This window comes from Janthinobacterium aestuarii, from assembly GCF_051380835.1.
Classification (GTDB): Bacteria; Pseudomonadota; Gammaproteobacteria; order Burkholderiales; family Burkholderiaceae_D; genus Janthinobacterium; species Janthinobacterium aestuarii.
Window position 1 is genome coordinate 315,117 of sequence record NZ_JBNYXU010000002.1, and the last position, 17,490, is coordinate 332,606.

General features: G+C 65.2%; 16 protein-coding genes. 3 read left to right on the forward strand and 13 right to left on the reverse strand.

Features of this window, described 5'->3' with window-relative positions:
* Positions 1–99: 99 nt before the first annotated feature.
* The 3 genes from ACQ4WO_RS07615 to ACQ4WO_RS07625 are packed head-to-tail and all read right to left on the reverse strand — an operon-like array spanning position 100 to position 3,018.
* Positions 100–615: a hypothetical protein gene (locus ACQ4WO_RS07615; RefSeq protein ID WP_436480883.1), complete on the reverse strand. Its 516-nt coding sequence runs from the start codon at positions 613–615 to the stop codon at positions 100–102.
* A gap of 25 nt (positions 616–640) precedes the next feature.
* A complete protein-coding gene (locus ACQ4WO_RS07620; RefSeq protein WP_436480884.1) occupies positions 641–2,176 on the reverse strand; it encodes a hybrid sensor histidine kinase/response regulator in 1,536 nt (511 codons plus the stop codon).
* Between the two features lie 11 nt (positions 2,177–2,187).
* Positions 2,188–3,018 carry an alpha/beta fold hydrolase gene (locus ACQ4WO_RS07625; RefSeq protein ID WP_436480885.1) on the reverse strand — a complete coding sequence of 277 codons (831 nt, stop codon included), beginning with the start codon at positions 3,016–3,018 and terminating at the stop codon, positions 2,188–2,190.
* A gap of 249 nt (positions 3,019–3,267) precedes the next feature.
* Here ACQ4WO_RS07625 and ACQ4WO_RS07630 point away from each other — a divergent pair, with 249 nt between their 5' ends.
* Positions 3,268–4,515, forward strand: coding sequence for a PepSY-associated TM helix domain-containing protein (locus ACQ4WO_RS07630; protein ID WP_436480886.1), 1,248 nt, complete (start codon positions 3,268–3,270; stop codon positions 4,513–4,515).
* Between the two features lie 298 nt (positions 4,516–4,813).
* The gene (locus ACQ4WO_RS07635; RefSeq protein ID WP_436480887.1) at positions 4,814–7,117 is read left to right on the forward strand and encodes a TonB-dependent receptor; all 2,304 of its coding nucleotides are present in this window, start codon (positions 4,814–4,816) and stop codon (positions 7,115–7,117) included.
* On the opposite strand, the gene mdcH is transcribed toward ACQ4WO_RS07635, so the two are convergent.
* From mdcH to mdcA, 9 genes are read right to left on the reverse strand one after another with little or no spacing between them, the layout of a single operon-like run.
* On the reverse strand, positions 7,114–8,052 hold the full coding sequence (gene mdcH, locus ACQ4WO_RS07640; protein WP_436480888.1) for a malonate decarboxylase subunit epsilon: 939 nt from the start codon (positions 8,050–8,052) through the stop codon (positions 7,114–7,116). The two genes, ACQ4WO_RS07635 and mdcH, sit on opposite strands and share 4 nt — an antisense overlap.
* Positions 8,049–8,657, reverse strand: a complete 609-nt coding sequence (locus tag ACQ4WO_RS07645; protein ID WP_436480889.1) for a malonate decarboxylase holo-ACP synthase — start codon at positions 8,655–8,657, stop codon at positions 8,049–8,051. The genes mdcH and ACQ4WO_RS07645 overlap by 4 nt, the downstream gene beginning before the upstream one ends.
* Entirely contained in the window at positions 8,657–9,421 is a 765-nt protein-coding gene (madM, locus tag ACQ4WO_RS07650; protein ID WP_436480890.1) for a malonate transporter subunit MadM, read from the reverse strand. Before madM ends, ACQ4WO_RS07645 begins: the two co-directional genes overlap by 1 nt.
* Complete coding sequence (gene madL / locus ACQ4WO_RS07655; RefSeq protein WP_034751142.1) at positions 9,414–9,833, reverse strand: malonate transporter subunit MadL; 420 nt, start codon at positions 9,831–9,833, stop codon at positions 9,414–9,416. The genes madM and madL overlap by 8 nt, the downstream gene beginning before the upstream one ends.
* 54 nt (positions 9,834–9,887) lie before the next feature.
* Positions 9,888–10,700 (reverse strand): biotin-independent malonate decarboxylase subunit gamma, encoded by an 813-nt coding sequence (gene mdcE / locus ACQ4WO_RS07660; RefSeq protein WP_436480891.1) that lies wholly within the window; start codon positions 10,698–10,700, stop codon positions 9,888–9,890.
* Positions 10,697–11,551 (reverse strand): biotin-independent malonate decarboxylase subunit beta, encoded by an 855-nt coding sequence (locus ACQ4WO_RS07665; protein ID WP_436480892.1) that lies wholly within the window; start codon positions 11,549–11,551, stop codon positions 10,697–10,699. Before ACQ4WO_RS07665 ends, mdcE begins: the two co-directional genes overlap by 4 nt.
* A complete protein-coding gene (locus ACQ4WO_RS07670) occupies positions 11,548–11,856 on the reverse strand; it encodes a malonate decarboxylase subunit delta (protein ID WP_436480893.1) in 309 nt (102 codons plus the stop codon). Before ACQ4WO_RS07670 ends, ACQ4WO_RS07665 begins: the two co-directional genes overlap by 4 nt.
* Entirely contained in the window at positions 11,843–12,730 is an 888-nt protein-coding gene (locus ACQ4WO_RS07675; protein ID WP_436480894.1) for a triphosphoribosyl-dephospho-CoA synthase, read from the reverse strand. The genes ACQ4WO_RS07670 and ACQ4WO_RS07675 overlap by 14 nt, the downstream gene beginning before the upstream one ends.
* Positions 12,730–14,403, reverse strand: a complete 1,674-nt coding sequence (gene mdcA / locus ACQ4WO_RS07680) for a malonate decarboxylase subunit alpha (RefSeq protein WP_436480895.1) — start codon at positions 14,401–14,403, stop codon at positions 12,730–12,732. Before mdcA ends, ACQ4WO_RS07675 begins: the two co-directional genes overlap by 1 nt.
* A 119-nt stretch (positions 14,404–14,522) precedes the next feature.
* Here mdcA and ACQ4WO_RS07685 point away from each other — a divergent pair, with 119 nt between their 5' ends.
* Entirely contained in the window at positions 14,523–15,455 is a 933-nt protein-coding gene (locus ACQ4WO_RS07685; RefSeq protein WP_436480896.1) for a LysR family transcriptional regulator, read from the forward strand.
* Positions 15,456–15,646: 191 nt separating this feature from the next.
* Here the strand turns inward: ACQ4WO_RS07685 and ACQ4WO_RS07690 are convergent, their stop codons facing one another.
* Complete coding sequence (locus ACQ4WO_RS07690; RefSeq protein ID WP_436480897.1) at positions 15,647–17,488, reverse strand: glycoside hydrolase family 15 protein; 1,842 nt, start codon at positions 17,486–17,488, stop codon at positions 15,647–15,649.
* Positions 17,489–17,490: the final 2 nt, after the last annotated feature.

Genomic DNA, 17,490 nt, shown 5'->3' on the forward strand with positions numbered 1-17,490 from the left:
TCGTACATTGTATGTCACGCGTATCCAGACGACGGCAGAGAAGCACGCAGCGCTGCCGCCATCCAGATGGCGCGGCACCTTGCCGTCGCCCCTCCGCATCTACCTGATGTCATGGCCATTGGAGGTCTGTCGGCTGTATTCCCGATCAAACGCGGCCAGGCTCTCCGCCTGCGCCCACAGGCTGGCGACATAGTGGAATTCATCCTCGAACGGCTGCTCGAAGTCAGGCACGTCCGTCGCATACTCGCAATTGCGGCTCAGCATCGTCAGCCAGTGGGGATAATCGAGCGCCGGGTACAAGCGGGTCAAGATGGCATCGAGCGACGACACGCTTTCCCGGCCGGCAAGGTAGGCGGCGCGCAGCTCGACGATGTATTTGCCAGCAAGGAATTGCTGATCGAGCCGCTGCGCGCCCCGGTAGCGCTCGATGATCACGTCGGCCAGCGGCAGCACCTCCTCAACACCCCGGGCGCTGGCCAGCAGCACGACCTCAAGGTCGTCGCCTTCCTGGTCCAGACGCAGGCGTTCCACGGCCCAATCCACGCAGCGGTCCGCCGGGGCGAAACCCATGCGCAGCTGGAAAACGGCAATGTCCAATTCTGTCAGTTGTTCCATGTCTTTCATTTTGCTGATGCCCTCCTCACTCCGCCCGCAGCATCTTCTGCAGCACCGCATCAAGCTCATAAAAATCCACGGGCTTGGTCAGGTGCAGATCGAAGCCCGCGTCGGATGCCATCTGGCGATCCTTGTCCTGGCCCCAGCCCGTGACGGCCACGAGGATGGCGTCCTTGCCGCAGGGTTCACTACGCAACAGCCGTGCCACGTCGTAGCCGTTCATGTCCGGCAAGCCGATGTCGAGCAGGATGACTTGCGGCATGATCACTTGCGCCGCAGCCATGCCGGCCGGGCCGTCGTAGGCCGTGCGTACTTCGTAGCCGAGGATGTCGAGCGCCAGCGCCAGGCTTTCGGCCGCGTCGGCGCTGTCGTCGATGACCAGCACCTTGCCCTCGCGCGTGCCGGCCAGCAAGCGGCGGTTGGGCTCGGGCGGCGCTTGCAGCGGCACGGCGGGCAGCGGCAGGCGCAATATGAAGATGCTGCCCAGCCCCACGCCATCGCTGTGCGCGCTGATGCTGCCGCCATGCAATTCGGCCAGGCCGCGCACCAGCGACAGGCCGATGCCCAGGCCGCCCTGGGCCCGCGACAGGGCCGGCTCCAGCTGCGAAAACATGTCGAACACCGTGTCCAGGTGCTCGGGCGCGATGCCGATGCCCGAATCGCGCACGGTAATGTGCACGTCGTTTTCCGTGCATGCCACTTCCAGCCCGATGATGCCGTTGGCGGGCGTGTACTTGACGGCGTTGGTCAGCAGGTTGGCAATCATCTGCCCCAGACGCGTGGCGTCGGCGTCGAGCCAGATGGCTTGCGGCCATTGCTCCACGTGCACCGCGTGGCCGGACTGCGCGGCCAGCTCCGCCACGCTGTGCAGGGCCGCTTCCACCACGGGCGCCAGTTCCACGCTGGCGCGACGCAATTCCAGGCGCCCCTGCGTGATGCGCGACACTTCCATCAAGTCGTCGACCAGGTGCGTCATGTGCGCCACTTGCCGGCCCAGCACGTCGCGGGCCCAGCGCAGCTGAGGATCGTCCAGCTGCGCCAGGCGCAGCACTTCCAGCACATTGCGCATGGGCGCCAGCGGATTGCGCAACTCGTGCGCCAGGGTGGCCAGGAACTCGTCCTTGCGCCGGTCGGCGGCCGCCAGCCGCTCGTTGAGTTCGCCAGCCTCCTTGCGCGCCAGCTGCAGCTGCTGTTCGTATTTGCGCCGGTCGCTGGCGACAAAGACGGCGATCTCGTCATAACGCACGCCCTCGTGCACGCGGCGCACGGCGTTGAGCAGCATGGGGATCGACTGCCCCTGGCGCTGGCGCATGTCGAGCAGAATTTCCGACACGCTGCCCTGCACCTGCATCAGCGGCAGCCAGTGCGTCTGGTGGAACACGCGCCCGCCGATGGTCAGCAAGTCTTGCAGTTTCTTTTTCCCGAGCACTTCCGCGGCGCCATAGCCAAGCCAGCCGCAAAAGGTGGCGTTCGCCTGCACGATGGTGCCGTCGGCCGTGCACAGCAGCAAGCCGCAGGCCGCGTGCTGGAACAAGGTACTGGTATCAGGCAAGGAAGGCATCGTGTCGCGCATTACAGGTGCAGGCCGTCGAGAAAGCGGCGGATGGCGCGGTAGCTGGCATCGGGCGCGCTCATGTGCGGGCAATGGCCGACATTCTCGACCACGTGCAGGCTGCTGCGCGGCAGCATTTCGCGCAAGTACTCGCCCACGGACGGCGGCGCGATGAAGTCGTCGCTGCATTGCACGATCAGGGCTGGCGTGCTGTTGTATAGCAAGATGGCGCGGTGGTCGGACAAAAAAGTGGTTTGCGCGAAATGCCGGGCGATGGCCGGGTCCGTGCGGCAAAAACTGTTCACAAGATCGTCTCCCAGCCCCGGCTGCCCGGGCGCGCCCATGATGGCAGGCGCCATGCTGGCGGACCAGCCCAGGTAATTGCTGTCCATGGCATCAAGCAGGTCGTCGATATCGGCACGGCTGAAGCCGCCCCGGTAGCCGGCCGCCGCATCGTCGACATAGCACGGCGACGGCGCCAGCATGACTTGCGCGGCGAACAACTCCGGCTCGGCAATCGTGGCCAGCAAGGCGCTCATGGCGCTGACGGAATGGCCGACGCAAATCACGGGACCGCCGCCAACGGCATGGATGACCTGGCGCAAATCGGCGCCATGCGCATCGAGCCGCGCATAGCGATCGAAATCATAGGCGCCCTGGTCGGAAGCGCCACTGCCGACCAGATCGAACAGCACGGTGCGGTAGTGCGGACGAAACAGCGGCTCCAGATAGCGCCACATGGTTTGATCGCAGCCAAAACCATGCATGAACACCATGGTGGCTGCCGCGCCCGCCAGCGGTGCATCGTTGCGTTCGTTCACGCGGATATTGTTCCGATCTTCTATACGCATGCCGCTTCAACCTTGAATATTTCCATGTGGAATGTAAATTAACTTCTTGCTAGCATCTTAGCATGCGCCATTTGACTCAAGGCAACACCATTGGCGCTGGACAAACGCCACGCCACGGCGGATAATGAGAACGATTCCCATTATCAAAATAACAGGCCTGTACTAGGCCCATACTTGGCTTTTCCCTGTGCGCCCCGGTGGCGCCCGCTGGCGGCAACAAGCCGGTTTTATGTTGAAGGTTTGTACCGCATGCGCGCTTTCTGGACTGTCATACACCGCTGGGCCGGTCTCACCATCGCCCTCTTCCTCATCGTTGCTGGCCTCACGGGCGCCGTCACGTCGTGGGACCACGAACTGGACGAATGGCTCAACGCCGACATCATGGAAACGCCGGGCCGCGGCCCCCTGCAGCAGCCGTTCGTGCTGGCGCAGAAAGTGGCTGCCGCCGACCCGCGCGTGGAAGTCAATTACATGACCCTGGGCCTGGAAGAAGGTCATGCGGGCGCCTTCATGGTGCGTCCGCTCACCGACCCGGCCACGAACAAGCCGTTCGTGCTCGACTACAACACCGTCTACATCGATCCCGTCACGGCGCAGATCACGGGCACGCGCGATTCGACGGCCATTTCCCTGTCGCGCCGCAGCCTGATGCCGTTTTTGCGCCACCTGCACTACAGCCTGCACGTGCCCGCCTTCTGGGGCACGGACCGCTGGGGCTACTGGCTGATGGGCACGGTCGCCCTGATCTGGCTGCTCGACAGCATGGTGGCGTTTTATCTGACCACGCCGCGCCGTTTGCGCCCGCGCGCGCAGGATGAATCGCCGCGCCACCGCGACGCCGCCAACTGGTGGCAGCGCTGGAAACCGTCGTGGGTGGTGCGCTGGGCGGCCGGCGGCTACAAGCTCAATTTCGACTTGCACCGCGCGGGCGGACTGTGGGTGTGGGCCATCATCATCGTCGTCGCGTTCACCTCGTTCTCGCTGAACCTGTACCGTGAAGTGTTCTATCCCGTCATGTCGCTCGTCTCGACCACCACGCCGGGCCCGTACGAAACGCAGACGCCGGCACCGTACGGCACGTATATCACGCCCGCGATCGGTTTCGAGCAAGCTGTTGCCATCGCCAAAAAGCAGGCCGTGCAGCGCGGCATCACCTCACCCATCGGCGGTATTTATTACGGCGGCAATTACTCGTTCTACAACGTCTCGTTCTTCGACCCGGCCGACGAATTCGGCGCGGCCGGCATGGGCCTGTCAAACCTGTACGTCGACGGCATGGACGGCAGCATCATCGGCCAGCACAAGCCTTGGGAAGGCACGGCCGCCGACGTCTTCGTGCAACTGCAATTCCCCCTGCACTCGGGCCGCATCCTCGGCATGCCGGGACGTATCATGATGTCCTTCATGGGCGTGATGGTGGCCGTGCTGTCGGTGACGGGCATCGTCATCTGGGAAAGAAAGCGGCGTTCGCGCCGCCTGCAGGCGAAAAAGCCATAGCAATCCACCTGAAGTAACCGCTCTACAAGGGCGCAGGCGGGCTCGTTGCGCCTGCGCCGCACACGCGCAACGCGTAACGCCATCCCACCTCCTCACTTTGCTACACGGTAGCCGGCTCATGCCGGCTGTACGCGCTACTCTTTCCGCGCAGCTAATGCAGTTTACTTGCAATAGCATTGGGCGCAAACTATTATTGCAACTCAATTGCATCTACACCTTCGCGCTGCGCCTGCGTCCGGCGCCAGCATCCCATTCGCCTTTAGAGAGTCCTATGCGCCATCATGTATTCGCAGCCGCCATGCTGTCCACTGCCCCGCTCGCTTACGCGGCGGACGACGTCGCCCTGCAAACCATTAAAGTCCGGGCAGACAGGCCTTCCGGCATCGACAGCGTCGTCATCGTCGAAAATACGCAAGCCCAGAACAGGACCTTGGGCGGCATGCTCGAGCATGTATCGGGCGTGCAAAGCAGCGCCTTCGGCCCGAATGCCGGCGCCCCCGTGATTCGCAGCCTCAGTGGCAGCCGCGTGCAAATTCTCGAGGATGGTCAGTCCATCCTCGGCATGAATGCGCTCAGCGGCGATATCAACATCCCGTTCGACCCGCTGTTTGCGCGCAGCGTGAGCGTGAACAAATCGTCCGACAGCGTACGTTTCGGCGGCAATGCGATCGGCGGCAGCGTGGACGTCGATTCCGGCCTCATTTCCAGGAAGATGGAGAGCAAGGAGAAAGATCTGGAGCTGGTGCTGCGCAAGGGCTTCAACGATGCCGACGCGCAAGGCTTGCGCATGAATTTCAACGATGGCAAACATTTCTCGACGAATTTGCAAATGTCCTTCCAGAAAATCGGGCATTACGATATTCCTGGCAACAGCAAGGCAAGCGTGTGCAACAGCCAGCTGTTCCCTTCGAGGGGCGGCGTGAATAGCTTTCTGGCCGACAGTTGCCAGAAAGAGGCGAGGATTCAGCAGGTTTACAACAAGGCTTCGCAACCGTTTATCGACCAGTTCATGACGGAAAATCCGGACTGGGCGGATGGCGATTTTTCCTTCTATACGAATCAGCCGACGTCCGTCTGGCAGCGCAAGACCTATGTCAATCCGGCCAACCCCGCTTACGTGCCCGGCACACCAAAGACGGTGCAGAACAAGATCAACAAGGACGTGACACCCGATTACCACGGCACCCTGGGCAACAGCTATGCCAGCAATTCCCACTTTGCCGTGGGCAGCACCTACTTTTTCGATCGCGGCTACGTGGCCGTCAGCCTCGACACCAAGAATAGCGACTATGGCGTGCCGGGCTTTGCCATGGAAAACAAGTCTTTCGGCTCGAATTATGACGAGGGGTTGCCCGTCGGCGTCGTGATCAGCCAGGATAAATATGCGCTGGAAGCCACTCTGCGCAATCCCGTCGCGTCTATGGAAAGCGCGCAGCTGCGCGTGTCGCGCCTGAACAATACGTCGGGAGAACGCCTGGGAGCGGCGAAGGCGAATGACTACCGCTTCGACACCAATCAAGCCGAGCTCCTGCTGGCGCACCGGCGCGCGGGCCCCTTGAGCGGCTTGCTTGGCCTGCGCCATCAATCCCGCGACATCACCGGTAGCGGGCCGCAGCTTTACCTTCCCGATGCGAGCACGGCCAGCAGCGCGCTGTTCGTCAAGGAAAGCCTCGACGTCGATTGGGCCACCTTCGATGCGGGTTTTCGCCATGAAAAAGTCGAGCACGACATCCGCAAGAGCGGATTCAAGACGTCGAGGAATGCGAAAAACGCCAAACTCGAGGACAGGTCGTTCAGCCTGAACAGCTATAGCCTGGGGGCCTCGGCCAAGCTTGGCCAGCTTTTCGGTGCGAAGCTGCGCCATGCCTCGTCGGAAAGAGCGCCCGACGTCAATGAATTGTATGCAAGCAACCGCCACTATTCGATCATGACCCAAGAAGAAGGCAACCAGGATTTGAAGGCCGAGCGCGCGCGGAATACCGAGCTTACCGGATTGTTCGGCAATCGCGGCTTCCAGCTGTCCGCCACCGGCTACGTCATGAAGTATGAAAACTTTCTGTATCTTGGCCACTCGGGACTGCAGACGGCGAATCGCCTGCCATTAAAATATTGGAAGCAGACCGATACGACGGTCAGGGGATTCGAGATCGACGTGTCCCAGGTCGTTCAGCTTGGCGGCTACGGCAAGCTGAACCTCTCCGCATTTGCCGACTTGGTCAAGAACAAGGCGGACAATCCGGACAAGCTGCGCGCGCACAACGACGGCGCCTACCTGCCCAACATGCCCACCAACCGCTATGGCGCGAATGTGTTGTGGGAAAACAAGGGGTGGAAGGCCAGGCTTTCCAGCACCTGGTACGACAAGCAGAAGTACCTGGGCAAGAGTGTCAGCGAGGAAGTGCCGCTCGACGGCTACACCATGGTGAACTTTCAGGTGAGCCGCGCACTGCAAGTGCCCAATTCGCCGTTTGCAGGCATCGACGTGTTCCTCAGCGGCACCAACCTCCTCGATGACGATGCCAGGCCGCACAACTCTCCACTGAAATACATCGCGCCCTTGCCGGGCCGTGGCTTCCAGATTGGACTGAGCGCCAGGCTCTAAGGCGCGGCGCCGCCCCGCTCCCGCCTCACCAGCGCCAGCAGGCTGTCGGCCCGGTTGCCGTCGCAGCAGACGGCCACGCCATCCGTGAAGTCTGGCGCCGACAGCCGCGTCAGGACGCTGCCGGGCGGCATTTCCAGCGCCAGCCGGGCGCCCCGTTCCCAAGCCAGGCGCGCGGTAGCGGTCCACTGCACGCGCTGCGCCATGTTGGCGGCCAGGCTGTCGCGGATGCGGGCCGGGTCGAACAGCGCGCGCGCCGCGCTGCTGCTCAGGTAGACGAGCGATGGGCGGCGCACGACCACGTCATCGAAGGCGGCAGCCATCTCGCTCGCGGCAGCGGCCATCAACGGACAGTGCGACGGCACGCTGACGGCCAGGCGCTTGGCCTTGCTGGCGCCATGCGCCAGAGCCAGCGCCATCACGGCGTGCAAGGCGGACTCGCTGCCGGCTATGGCGATCTGGCGCGGCGCGTTCAGGTTGGCGATATACACGGGTTGCGCGGCACCGTGCACCTGCGCCAGCAGGGGTTCCAGCTGCGCCAGGCCCAGGCCGATGATGGCCGCCATGCCGTAGCCGGCCGGATACGCGTGTTCCATCAGCTCGCCGCGCCGCGCCACCAGGCGCACGGCGTCGGTGAAATCGAGCGCGCCGGCGACGACGGCCGCCGCATATTCTCCGATGGAAAAGCCGGCCACCATGTCGGGCAGCGCGCCGCGCGCGGCCAGGGAACGCGCCATCGCCACGCCCGCGATCAGCAAACACAGTTGCACGGCCCGCGTGGACGCCAGCGCGGCAGCCGTATCCAGCGCCAAAGGGTCGTGGCCCAGCACTTCAGCCGCTTCGGCCAGGGCCGCCGCCACGGCAGGATCGCCGGGCAGCGCATGCAGCATGCCCGGAGTCTGGGCGCCCTGACCGGGAAAGGTAAACAAGACGCTCATGCCAGCTCCCATGGCGTGGCCGTCAGCACGGGACCGCGATTCGTTTTCAGCAAGACCCGGCCCCGCCCCGCCGCCCACTCGGCATACGCAAAGCCGCCACGGCCCGTGTCGATCTGCAGGTCCAGCCGGCACGCCGTGACAGTGGCCGCGATGGCGCGCAGGGCGTCGGCCTGGGCGGCGTCCGGCGGCGCGGCGATGCGCAGCACCAGATCGAGGTCGCTGTCGGCGCGCAGCACGGGCAAGCCGCTGGCCAGCGCGAAACCGACGCCGCCCGTCGGCCCCCATATCCAGCCTGTGGCGTCGAGCGGCGGCGCCACCTGCCGCAGCGCGTCGAGCGCGGCGCAGGAAACATCCGGCACTGGCACATGCACCAGCATTTCCGGCGTGACGCGGCGCACGACGGCGGCGGCGTCCACTTCGCATGCATGCCGCTCGCTGCGCAGCCGGCCGCGCACGCCCACGGGGATGCGCCCGGGGGCCGTGCCGGCGCGCCGCACCACGAGCGGTGCAACCCTCAGCCAGGCAGAGTCGGCCCAGACGGGCAAGGATGCGTCGTCCGGCAAGCCGTCCAGCCACAGCAAATCATGCGCACGCCAGGCTTCCATCAGGCCACCACCGCCTTGACGGCAAAGAACAGCAACGATGGACCCAGCAAACAGCCCAGGCCCGTATGAAACGTGGCCACCAGCGCGCCGTAGGGCACCAGCTTGCGGTCGGTGGCGGCAAGGCCCGCCGAGACGCCGCTGACGGTGCCGGCCAGGCCGCCGAAGACCATGGCCGAGCGCGGCGTTTTCAGGCGCAGGAAACGCGCCGCGGCGGGCGTGCCCACCATCACCAGGATGGCCTTGATGAGGCCCGCCGCGATACTCAGGGCCATGACGTCGGAACTGGCGCCGATGGCCGCGCCCGTGACGGGGCCGACGATGTAGGTGACGGCACCGGCGCCGATGGTGGTCATGCTGACGGCATCCGAATAGCCAAACGCATACGCCACTCCCGCGCCGACGAGAAACGGCAGCACCACGCCCAGCATCAGCGCCACGACGCCGATCAGGCCAGCCTTGCGCGCTTCCGTCGCCTGCACCTCGAAGGCCGTGGCGACGATGGCGAAGTCGCGCAGCATGGCGCCGCCCATCAGGCCGATGCCTCCGAACAGCGACAAATCGGCCAGTCCCTTGTGGCCGCCGCTATGCACGCCGCCCCAGTAAGCGAGGCCCAGGCCGATGACGATGGCGATCGCCGAGCCATGCACGCGGCCCAGGGTCAGATACTTCGACAGCGCCACCGACAGCAGCATGACCAGGCCGACAACGGCGAATGCCGTCACCAGGCCATTGTGGATGGCGGCTTTTTCAAAGAGCTCAAGCATGACGGTGCTCCTTGATCAGCATCGAGTCGGCTTCGGCGGCGGCAGGGTTTTCCATGCGCGGGTTTTCCATGCGATTAATGATGGAAATCACGGCGCCGCAGACAAGCACGGAACCGATGGCGGCCAGCACGGCCACGGGCCCGCCGCGCAACGCCGCCACCACGTCCTGCTGCGCGGCCATCGCCACCACCACGGGAATATACATGGCGCCCCAGTATTCGACGCCCCGCTCCGTCATCTGCGGCAGCCAGCCGCGCCGCTGCATGTAAAGCCGGGCGCAAATCAGCAGCAGCATGGCGATGCCCACACCGCCCACGTTGGTCTTGACGCCCATCAACTGCCCGAGCAGGTCGCCCAGGAAGATGCCGAGCAAATGGCACAGGGCCAGCAGTGCGGTTCCGTAAATGATCATGATTGTCTCCGTTATAGGAATAGGAATGACTTTTTGTCTTCTCTGTTGTTTCACCTACCACTGCTGCCCCAGCACCTCCCTTACTTTTGCCGACGCCTGGCGGTGCGGCGCGCCCAGGCGGCTGGACAAGTCCGGCAGCGGGTCGGCGCGGATGTCGGCCAGGGCCGCCCGCAGGCAGGCGCCGACGGCGGCCGTGTCCTGCGCCGACGGCGCGTCCGGCTGCGCCACCTGCAAGGTTTGCCACAGCAGCCCCAGGGTGGCGTAGTTGCGGATGTCGTAGGCCATGGGCGCGATGGTCTCGGCCAGCGCTTCGAGCGCGGAGACGGTGCGCAGGGTGATGCGGGCCGCCGACGCCTTGCCCATCGCATGCACCATCACTTGCGGATCGTCGAGGGCGATCAGGCGGTTGGCCTGGTAGCCGTGGGCGAGAAAAGCGCCCGACATGGCCTTGCCGACGATCAGGCCGATGACGGGATGGCCGGCCAGGCGCGCCTCGGCGTAAGCCCCAGCCGCGCCAGCCAGCGCCTGGTGGATGCCGTAGGCCTCTTCGCGCCGGCCATACGCCTGGCTGGCCACGTCGATGACGGCGACGATGGGCCGTTTCACGGCCAACTCTCGGTCCTCAAAAACTACCTGCTGCACGGCGCGCGCCAGTTGCCACGCTTCGACCAGGCCGATTTCACCCGTGCGTGCACGGGGAAAACGGTTGTCCGGGTCGGGCAGCACGGCGAGGTAGCGCGCCGGTTCGCCGGCCAGCGGCGCGTCCACCACGCGCACGGAAGGCGGGTAATCAGGCAGCGGCGCGGCATGCTGTGTCAGGGCCGCGAGCCAGACGGCGCCCCGGCTCGTATCGGTGATGGCGTTCATGCTGCTGCTCCCTTGCTGTAGATGGCGCGCACGGCTTGCGGCGTGGCTTGCGGGCCGGCGTCCACTTGCGCCAGGCGAGCGAGAAAATCGTCGGCCTGGCTGCTACGGTGCTGCCGCGGCGCGCCGCGTGCGAACAATTCGGCCACGGTGGCGCGCATCTGCGCCGTGTCGTCTTCCACGTAGGCGTCGGCCAGGCCGCTGTGGAAACGCTGCTCGCCGCCCGTCAGGCTCCAGATGAACGGTTTGTTGCGCGAGTCGAATTCATCCACGCCCGCTTCCTGCTCGATCACGGCGGGACCGTTGAGCCCCAGGCGCGCCTCGCGCGTGACGATCAAGTAACTGCACAAGCCTGCCGCGATCGACATGCCGCCGTAGCAGCCCACCGTGCCGGCCGTGATGCCGATGACAGGCTGGTAGCGGCGCAGGTCGACGATGGCCGCATGGATGTCGGCAATGGCAGCGAGGCCCAGGTTGGCTTCCTGCAGGCGCACGCCGCCCGTCTCGAACAGGATCACGGCGCGCGTCGGTATGCCGTCGCGGTTGTCGCGCGCCGCCAGTTCCAGCGCGCCGGCGATCTTCGCGCCGCCCACCTCACCCATACTGCCGCCTTGGTAGGCTCCCTCGATGGCCAGCACCACTGCCGGCTGGCCGCCGAACAGGCCCTTGGCCACCACCACGCCGTCGTCCGCCTGGGCCGTCACGCCCTGCTGCGGCAGCCAGGGCGAAGCGATGCCGCAGAACGGGTCGAGCAGTTCGCGCATGCTGCCCGCATCCAGCAAGGCCTTGGCCCGGCTGCGCGCGCCCCGTTCGATGAAGCTGTCGCGCTCGAGTAATTGCTGCAATGTGCTCATGCCGCCCTCCCCGCTTGCAATGCTTCGTACGCTTGTTCGAGGCGCATGCGCACCACGCCCGGCGTGGCGCCGCAGTCGTTGATGACGATGCGCGCCGCCGGCAGCGGCTCGCCGCCGAATACGCGCTGCAACAGCGCATCCCACACGGCGCCCTTGCCATCGACCGAGGTGTTGACGACGATGCGGGTCACGCCATCGCTGCCCGGCTGCAGCAGCACTTCCAGGTCGCCCGAGCCGACGACGCCGGCCAGCGCGCGCCCCGCCGCCGGCTGCCCGGCCGGGAATGTATAGTCACGCGTTTCCATGCGCTTCTCCTTCTGTCAATCGGTCGAGGAACAGGGTGGCCGCCAGCAGATCGGCCGCGCCGCCCGGCGAGACGCCGCGCGCCAGCGCCACCGCTTCCAGCGCCAGCAGCGCTTCGGTGCCGGCGGCAGTGACCGCGCCGCCGGCCGCCAGCACCCGCGCCGCCCCTGCCCGCACCGCCAGCAAGGCCGCCTCGCCGCCGCGCGACAGCACGCAGGTGTCATCGAGCTGGCTGACTATCGCCAGCAAGGCATTCAGGCGCGCCGTCGTCTCGTTGTCGCCGCGCGCCCGCGAAGCGTGCAAGGCAGGCAATCCGGCACCCGTCACCAGGGGAAAGCCGGCGCGTGCCTGGCCGCGCGCGCCGTCGACCTGGTACTGGCGGCACGCCAGCTCGCCCTTGTTGCCGGTGGCGCCAGGCGCGCCGCGGTCGTGCAAACGGGCCAGCGCGCCGGCCCGCGCCACCACGGCTTGCGGCGCCAGCGACGCGCCGCGCGCACCCTGCTGCGCCGCCGCCGTCACCAAGAGGCCCAGCGCCCAGATGGCACCCCGGTGCGTATTCACGCCGCCGGTAGCGTCCAGCATCAGCGCCTCGCCATCGCGGCCGATGGCGCCGATGCGCTGGCGCAGCAGGTCGTCGTCTTCACTCTGCGCGCCAGCCTCGGCCATGGCGGCAAACACGGGCTCCAGCACGCAGGCCGAATGGCACATCAGGGCCCAGTTCAAGTCCGTGTGAGCGCCACGGCTGCGCAAATCGACCAGGCCCGGTTTCGGCGTCAGGGTCACTTCATCGAGCAGCGCCTGCAGCACTTGCCGTCCCAACGTGGCGCAGCGTTCCCGCACCGGTGTCATTGTCATCATCGTGCTCATTGCAATCATTACCAGCTCCTGAATTTGGCGGGTGGTTGATACAGGCCGTCCGACCATTCGACCAGGTCGGCGATGCTTTTCGCGGCCAGCAGCGAACGGCTCGCCGCGCCGCGCTGCACGCCGATATCCTCTGGCAGCGCGATCAGGCCGTCGGCACGCAACTTGGCCGTCGTCTTCGGGTCGTGGCGCAGGCCGATGGGCGTCACGCCGGCGACGGCCGCCAGCATGGCCTTGCGTTCGTCGAGCGAACGGGCCTTGTACAGGTAGGCGATGCCCTCTTCCGTCAGCACGTGGGTGACGTCGTCGCCATAGATCATCACGGGCGCGAGCGGCATGCCGCTGGCCTGGCCCACGGCCACGGCATCGAGCGATTCGACGATCGTCGGCTGGCCGCCATCCTGGAACGTTTCGACCATCTGCACCACCAGCTTCTTGCCGCGCGCGAGCGGATCATCGGTTTCGATCAGGTCGAGCCAGGCCGGCGTCGGGTGGCGCCGGCCGTGCGGATCGTGGCCCATGTTCGGCGCGCCGCCAAAACCGGCCAGGCGGCCATTGGTGACGGTAGACGAATTGCCCAGGCCATCCATCTGCAAGGTGGCGCCGATGAACAGGTCGACCGCGTACTGGCCCGCCAGCTGGCACAGGGCGCGGTTCGAGCGCATGGAGCCGTCGCGGCCCGTGAAGAACACGTCGGGCCGGGCCGCCGCATAGCCCTCCATGCCCAGCTCCGCGCCGAAGCAGTGCACGCTCTCGACCCAGCCAGTCTCGATGGCCGGTATCAGCGTCGGATGGGGATTGAGCACCCAGTTGCGGCAAATCTTGCCCTTCAGGCCCAGCTGCTCGCCATACGTGGGCAAAATCAGCTCGATGGCGGCCGTATTGAAACCGATGCCGTGATTGAGCGATTGCACCTGGTGTTTTTCATACACGCCGCGGATCGCCATCATGGCCATCAGCACGTGCACGGGCTTGATCACGCGCGGGTCGCGGGTAAACAGCGGTTCGATGAAGAACGGTTTATCCGACTGCACGACGAAATCGATCCACGAGCCGGGCACGTCGACGCGCGGCAAGTCGCTGACGTCGTCGACGATCTGATTGACCTGGGCAATGACGATGCCGTCGCGGAAGGCGGCCGATTCCACCAGGGTCGGCGTGTCCTCCGTGCTGGGGCCCGTGTACAGATTGCCCTGGCGGTCGGCCATGTAGCCGGCCACCATGACGACGTTCGGCGTGAGGTCGACGAACAGGCGCGCATACAGTTCGATATACGTGTGGATGGCGCCAACTTCCAGCAAGCCATCCTGCAGAAACTGGGCGATGCGCAGGCTTTGCGTGCCGGCAAACGAAAAATCGAGCTTGCGGGCGATGCCCCGCTCGAACAGGTCCAGGTGCTCGGGCAAGCTGACGCTGGGCATGATCAGGTGCAGATGATGGATCTTGTCGGGGTTGACCTGGGTCAGCATGCGGGCGAGGAAGTCGGCCTGCTTCTGGTTATTGCCTTCGAGGACGACGCGGTCGCCCGGCGCGAGCAGCGCTTCGAGCACGGCGACCATGTCGCCCTGTTGCAGCACAGGGCCGCTCGCGTACTGGCGCACGGCTTCCAGGCGGCGGCGCTTCTCGATGCGCCGCGTATCCCATTGTTTTTGCCGCTGCGCTAGCGCTGCTGTGGCGGTTGACATCTTGCCTCCGAATTAAGCTATCGAACCCTGACGATAGAGCGAAAACGGGGCAGCGACAATCAACCTGCTACCATGTTCATTACCCTGAAGTTAATGAACTCACGATAATCACGGTGATCATGGCCATCAATGAAGAAATCACGCTGAAAAAGCTCGAGGTTTTTCTCAGCTTTATGGAATTGAACAACCTGGCAAGGGTGGCCGATGCGCTGGGCCAGAGCACGGTCAGCGTGCACCGCGCCCTGCACTCGCTGGAAGACGGCTTGCGCTGCCCCCTGTTCAAGCGCGAGGGCCGCAGCCTGATCCCCCTGCATGCGGCCTACACCTTTGCCGAATCGGCGCGGCGCGCGCTGGCCGAGTGCGAGGAAGGCGTGCGCAAGGTGCGCGAAATGTCGGGCATCAACCCCGTGCGCCTGAAGATCGGTTCGCTGTACTCACTGACCCTGCACTGCATCCCGCAGCTGGTGATCGCCCTGAAACTGCGCCGGCCCGGCCTCGACATCGACCTGACCCTGGGCTCGAACCGCGAACTGCTGCAAAGCCTGGCCGATGGACGCCTGGACGCCATCATCGTCGGCGTGCAGGAGGAAGAACAGCACCCGGGATTGGTCGCCGTGCCCTTGTTCCAGGACGACATCTACCTGGCCGCACCGCTAGCCTCGCCCTATGCGGGAGCCGCCTCGGTGGACTTGCAGCAGCTGCGCAATGACAAATTCGTCACCCTGAACGAAGGTTTCGTCACCTCGCAAAGCTTCAACCACGCGTTCGACCTGGCGGGCTTCGTGCCCGACACGGCCATGCGCGTCGGCGACATCTTCTCGCTGATCAACCTCGTCAGCGGCGGCATCGGCTACAGCCTGCTGCCCGGCCGGGTCCGCGCCTTCAGCTCGCGCATCGAACTGCTGCCGCTGGACGCGCGCTACGGCTCGCACCAGCAAATCACCCTGCTGATGCTCAGCAGCCGCGAACGCGACCCGAATTTGCTGGCGCTGGCGGCGGAGTGCAGGTTGTATGGACGGCGCGAGCCTGCTTTACCCAAAACTTTGACTTAACATCTAAATCAGTGGCAAAGCAAACCAAGGCCCAAGTCTCAACCCCGGGCTCCCGGGCCCAGCGGGCCTGAAAAATGCCCAGCGAATGGGCAAACCCGGGCGCGCGGGCGCAGACAGTACGAATGTACGGCAAGCCCGAGCAACGCCGCCATGGGCATTTTCTCAGGCCCGCGGTCCAGGCCCGCATTTATTTAAACAGCGCTATCCCAAGGCGCCGACAACCTGACCGCGCAGTTGATCAGACCCACCATCGAATACGTCTGCGGAAAATTCCCCCACATCTCTCCCGTCACCGGGTGCGTATCTTCCGACAGCAAGCCCAGGTGGTTGCGCGCCATCAACATTGTTTCGAAGATTTTGCGCGCTTCGTCTTTCCTGCCGATGCGCGCCAGGGCGTCGATGCGCCAGAAGGTGCAGATGTTGAAGGCCGTCTCAGGCTTGCCGAAGTCGTCGGGCGCTTCGTAGCGGCGCATATAGGGGCCGTCGCACAGCGATGCTTCCAGCGCGTCGACGGTGGCGATGAAACGGGGGTCCATGGGATCGATGAAGTTGACTTCCGCCATCAGCAGGACGGAGGCGTCCAGGTCGCGCCCGCCCAGGCTTTCCGCGAATGCCTGGCGCTCTTCGCTCCACGCTTCGCGCAGCAACCTCTCGCGTATCAGCACGGCGCGGCTGTTCCAGTGGTCGGCCCGGTCCGGCAAGCCCAGTGTATGGGCGACCTTGGCCAGGCGGTCGCAGGCGGCCCAGCTCATCAGCATGGACGAGGTGTGGACCCTGGCCCGCGTGCGCAGCTCCCACATGCCCGCGTCCGGTTCCGCGTGCAGTTTGAAGGCCTGGTCGCCCACGGCTTCCAGTGCGGCGAACTCGGCTTTTCCGCCCCGGTGGAACAAGCGGTGGTCGAGGAAAGCCTGCGCCGCGCCCAGCACGATGTTGCCGTAGACGTCGTGCTGGAAATGTTCCTGCGCCTGGTTGCCGACGCGCACGGGACCATTGCCCCGGTAGCCGGGCAAGTGGTCGAGCATGGATTCGGGCAACTGCTCTTCCAGGCCGATGCCGTACAGGGGCTGGATGTGGCCGCCTTTCGAGCGGGCGACGATATTCGTCAGCCAGCGCAAATACTCTTCCATCGTGCCCACTTCGGACAAACTATTGAGTGCGCGCACGACGAAGAAAGCGTCGCGCAGCCAGCAGTAGCGATAATCCCAGTTGCGGCTGCTGCCAGGCGCTTCCGGGATGCTCGTCGTCATGGCGGCGATGATGGCGCCCGTGTCTTCATATAAAGACAGTTTTAATGTGATGGCGGCGCGGATGACCACGTCCTGCCATTCCAGCGGCACGGCCAGGCGACGCGTGTAGGCGCGCCAATAGTTGATGGTTTCCTTTTCAAAGATGCGCGCCGTCTCGTCGATGCCGCCGGCCAGGGTTTCATCGGGGCCCAGCAGGAAGTTGGCCGTGCCGCCCAGCACGAAATACGTTTCGCTCAGCACATAGTTGAGCGAAACATCGGTGTTCAGGCGCAAGGTCTGATCCGGCCCCACGTAGCGGATATGGTGGCTGCCCTGCGTGACCTGCGGCGCCAGTTTGCCCCAGTCGTAGCGGGGACGCAGGCGCACCCGGATGCGCACGGCGTGGTCGAGCGGGCGCACGCGGCGGATCAGCATCAGCGGGCGGAACATGCGGTCGCGGCTGAGGAAACGGGGCGCGAAGTCCGTGATTTCCACGCCGCGCCCATCCGTGTCGTACAGCCGCGTGCGCAGCACGGCCGTGTTCGGCTCGTAGAATTGTTCGCTGCGGGCAAAATTCTCGATGTCGATGGCCCACACGCTGCCGTTTTCCGTGTCGTCCAGCAAGGTATTGAAGACGGGGTCGCCATCGAAACGGGGCAGGCAGGACCAGACGACCTGCCCCGCCTGGTCGATCAGGGCGCTGAAGGCGCAATTGCCCACCACGCCGCAGTTGAGGGACGCTTGCGCCGGCGGCGCAGTGGCGGCGGATGCGTGGGCACCGCTGGGGGTGTCATAGGATGTCGTCATCG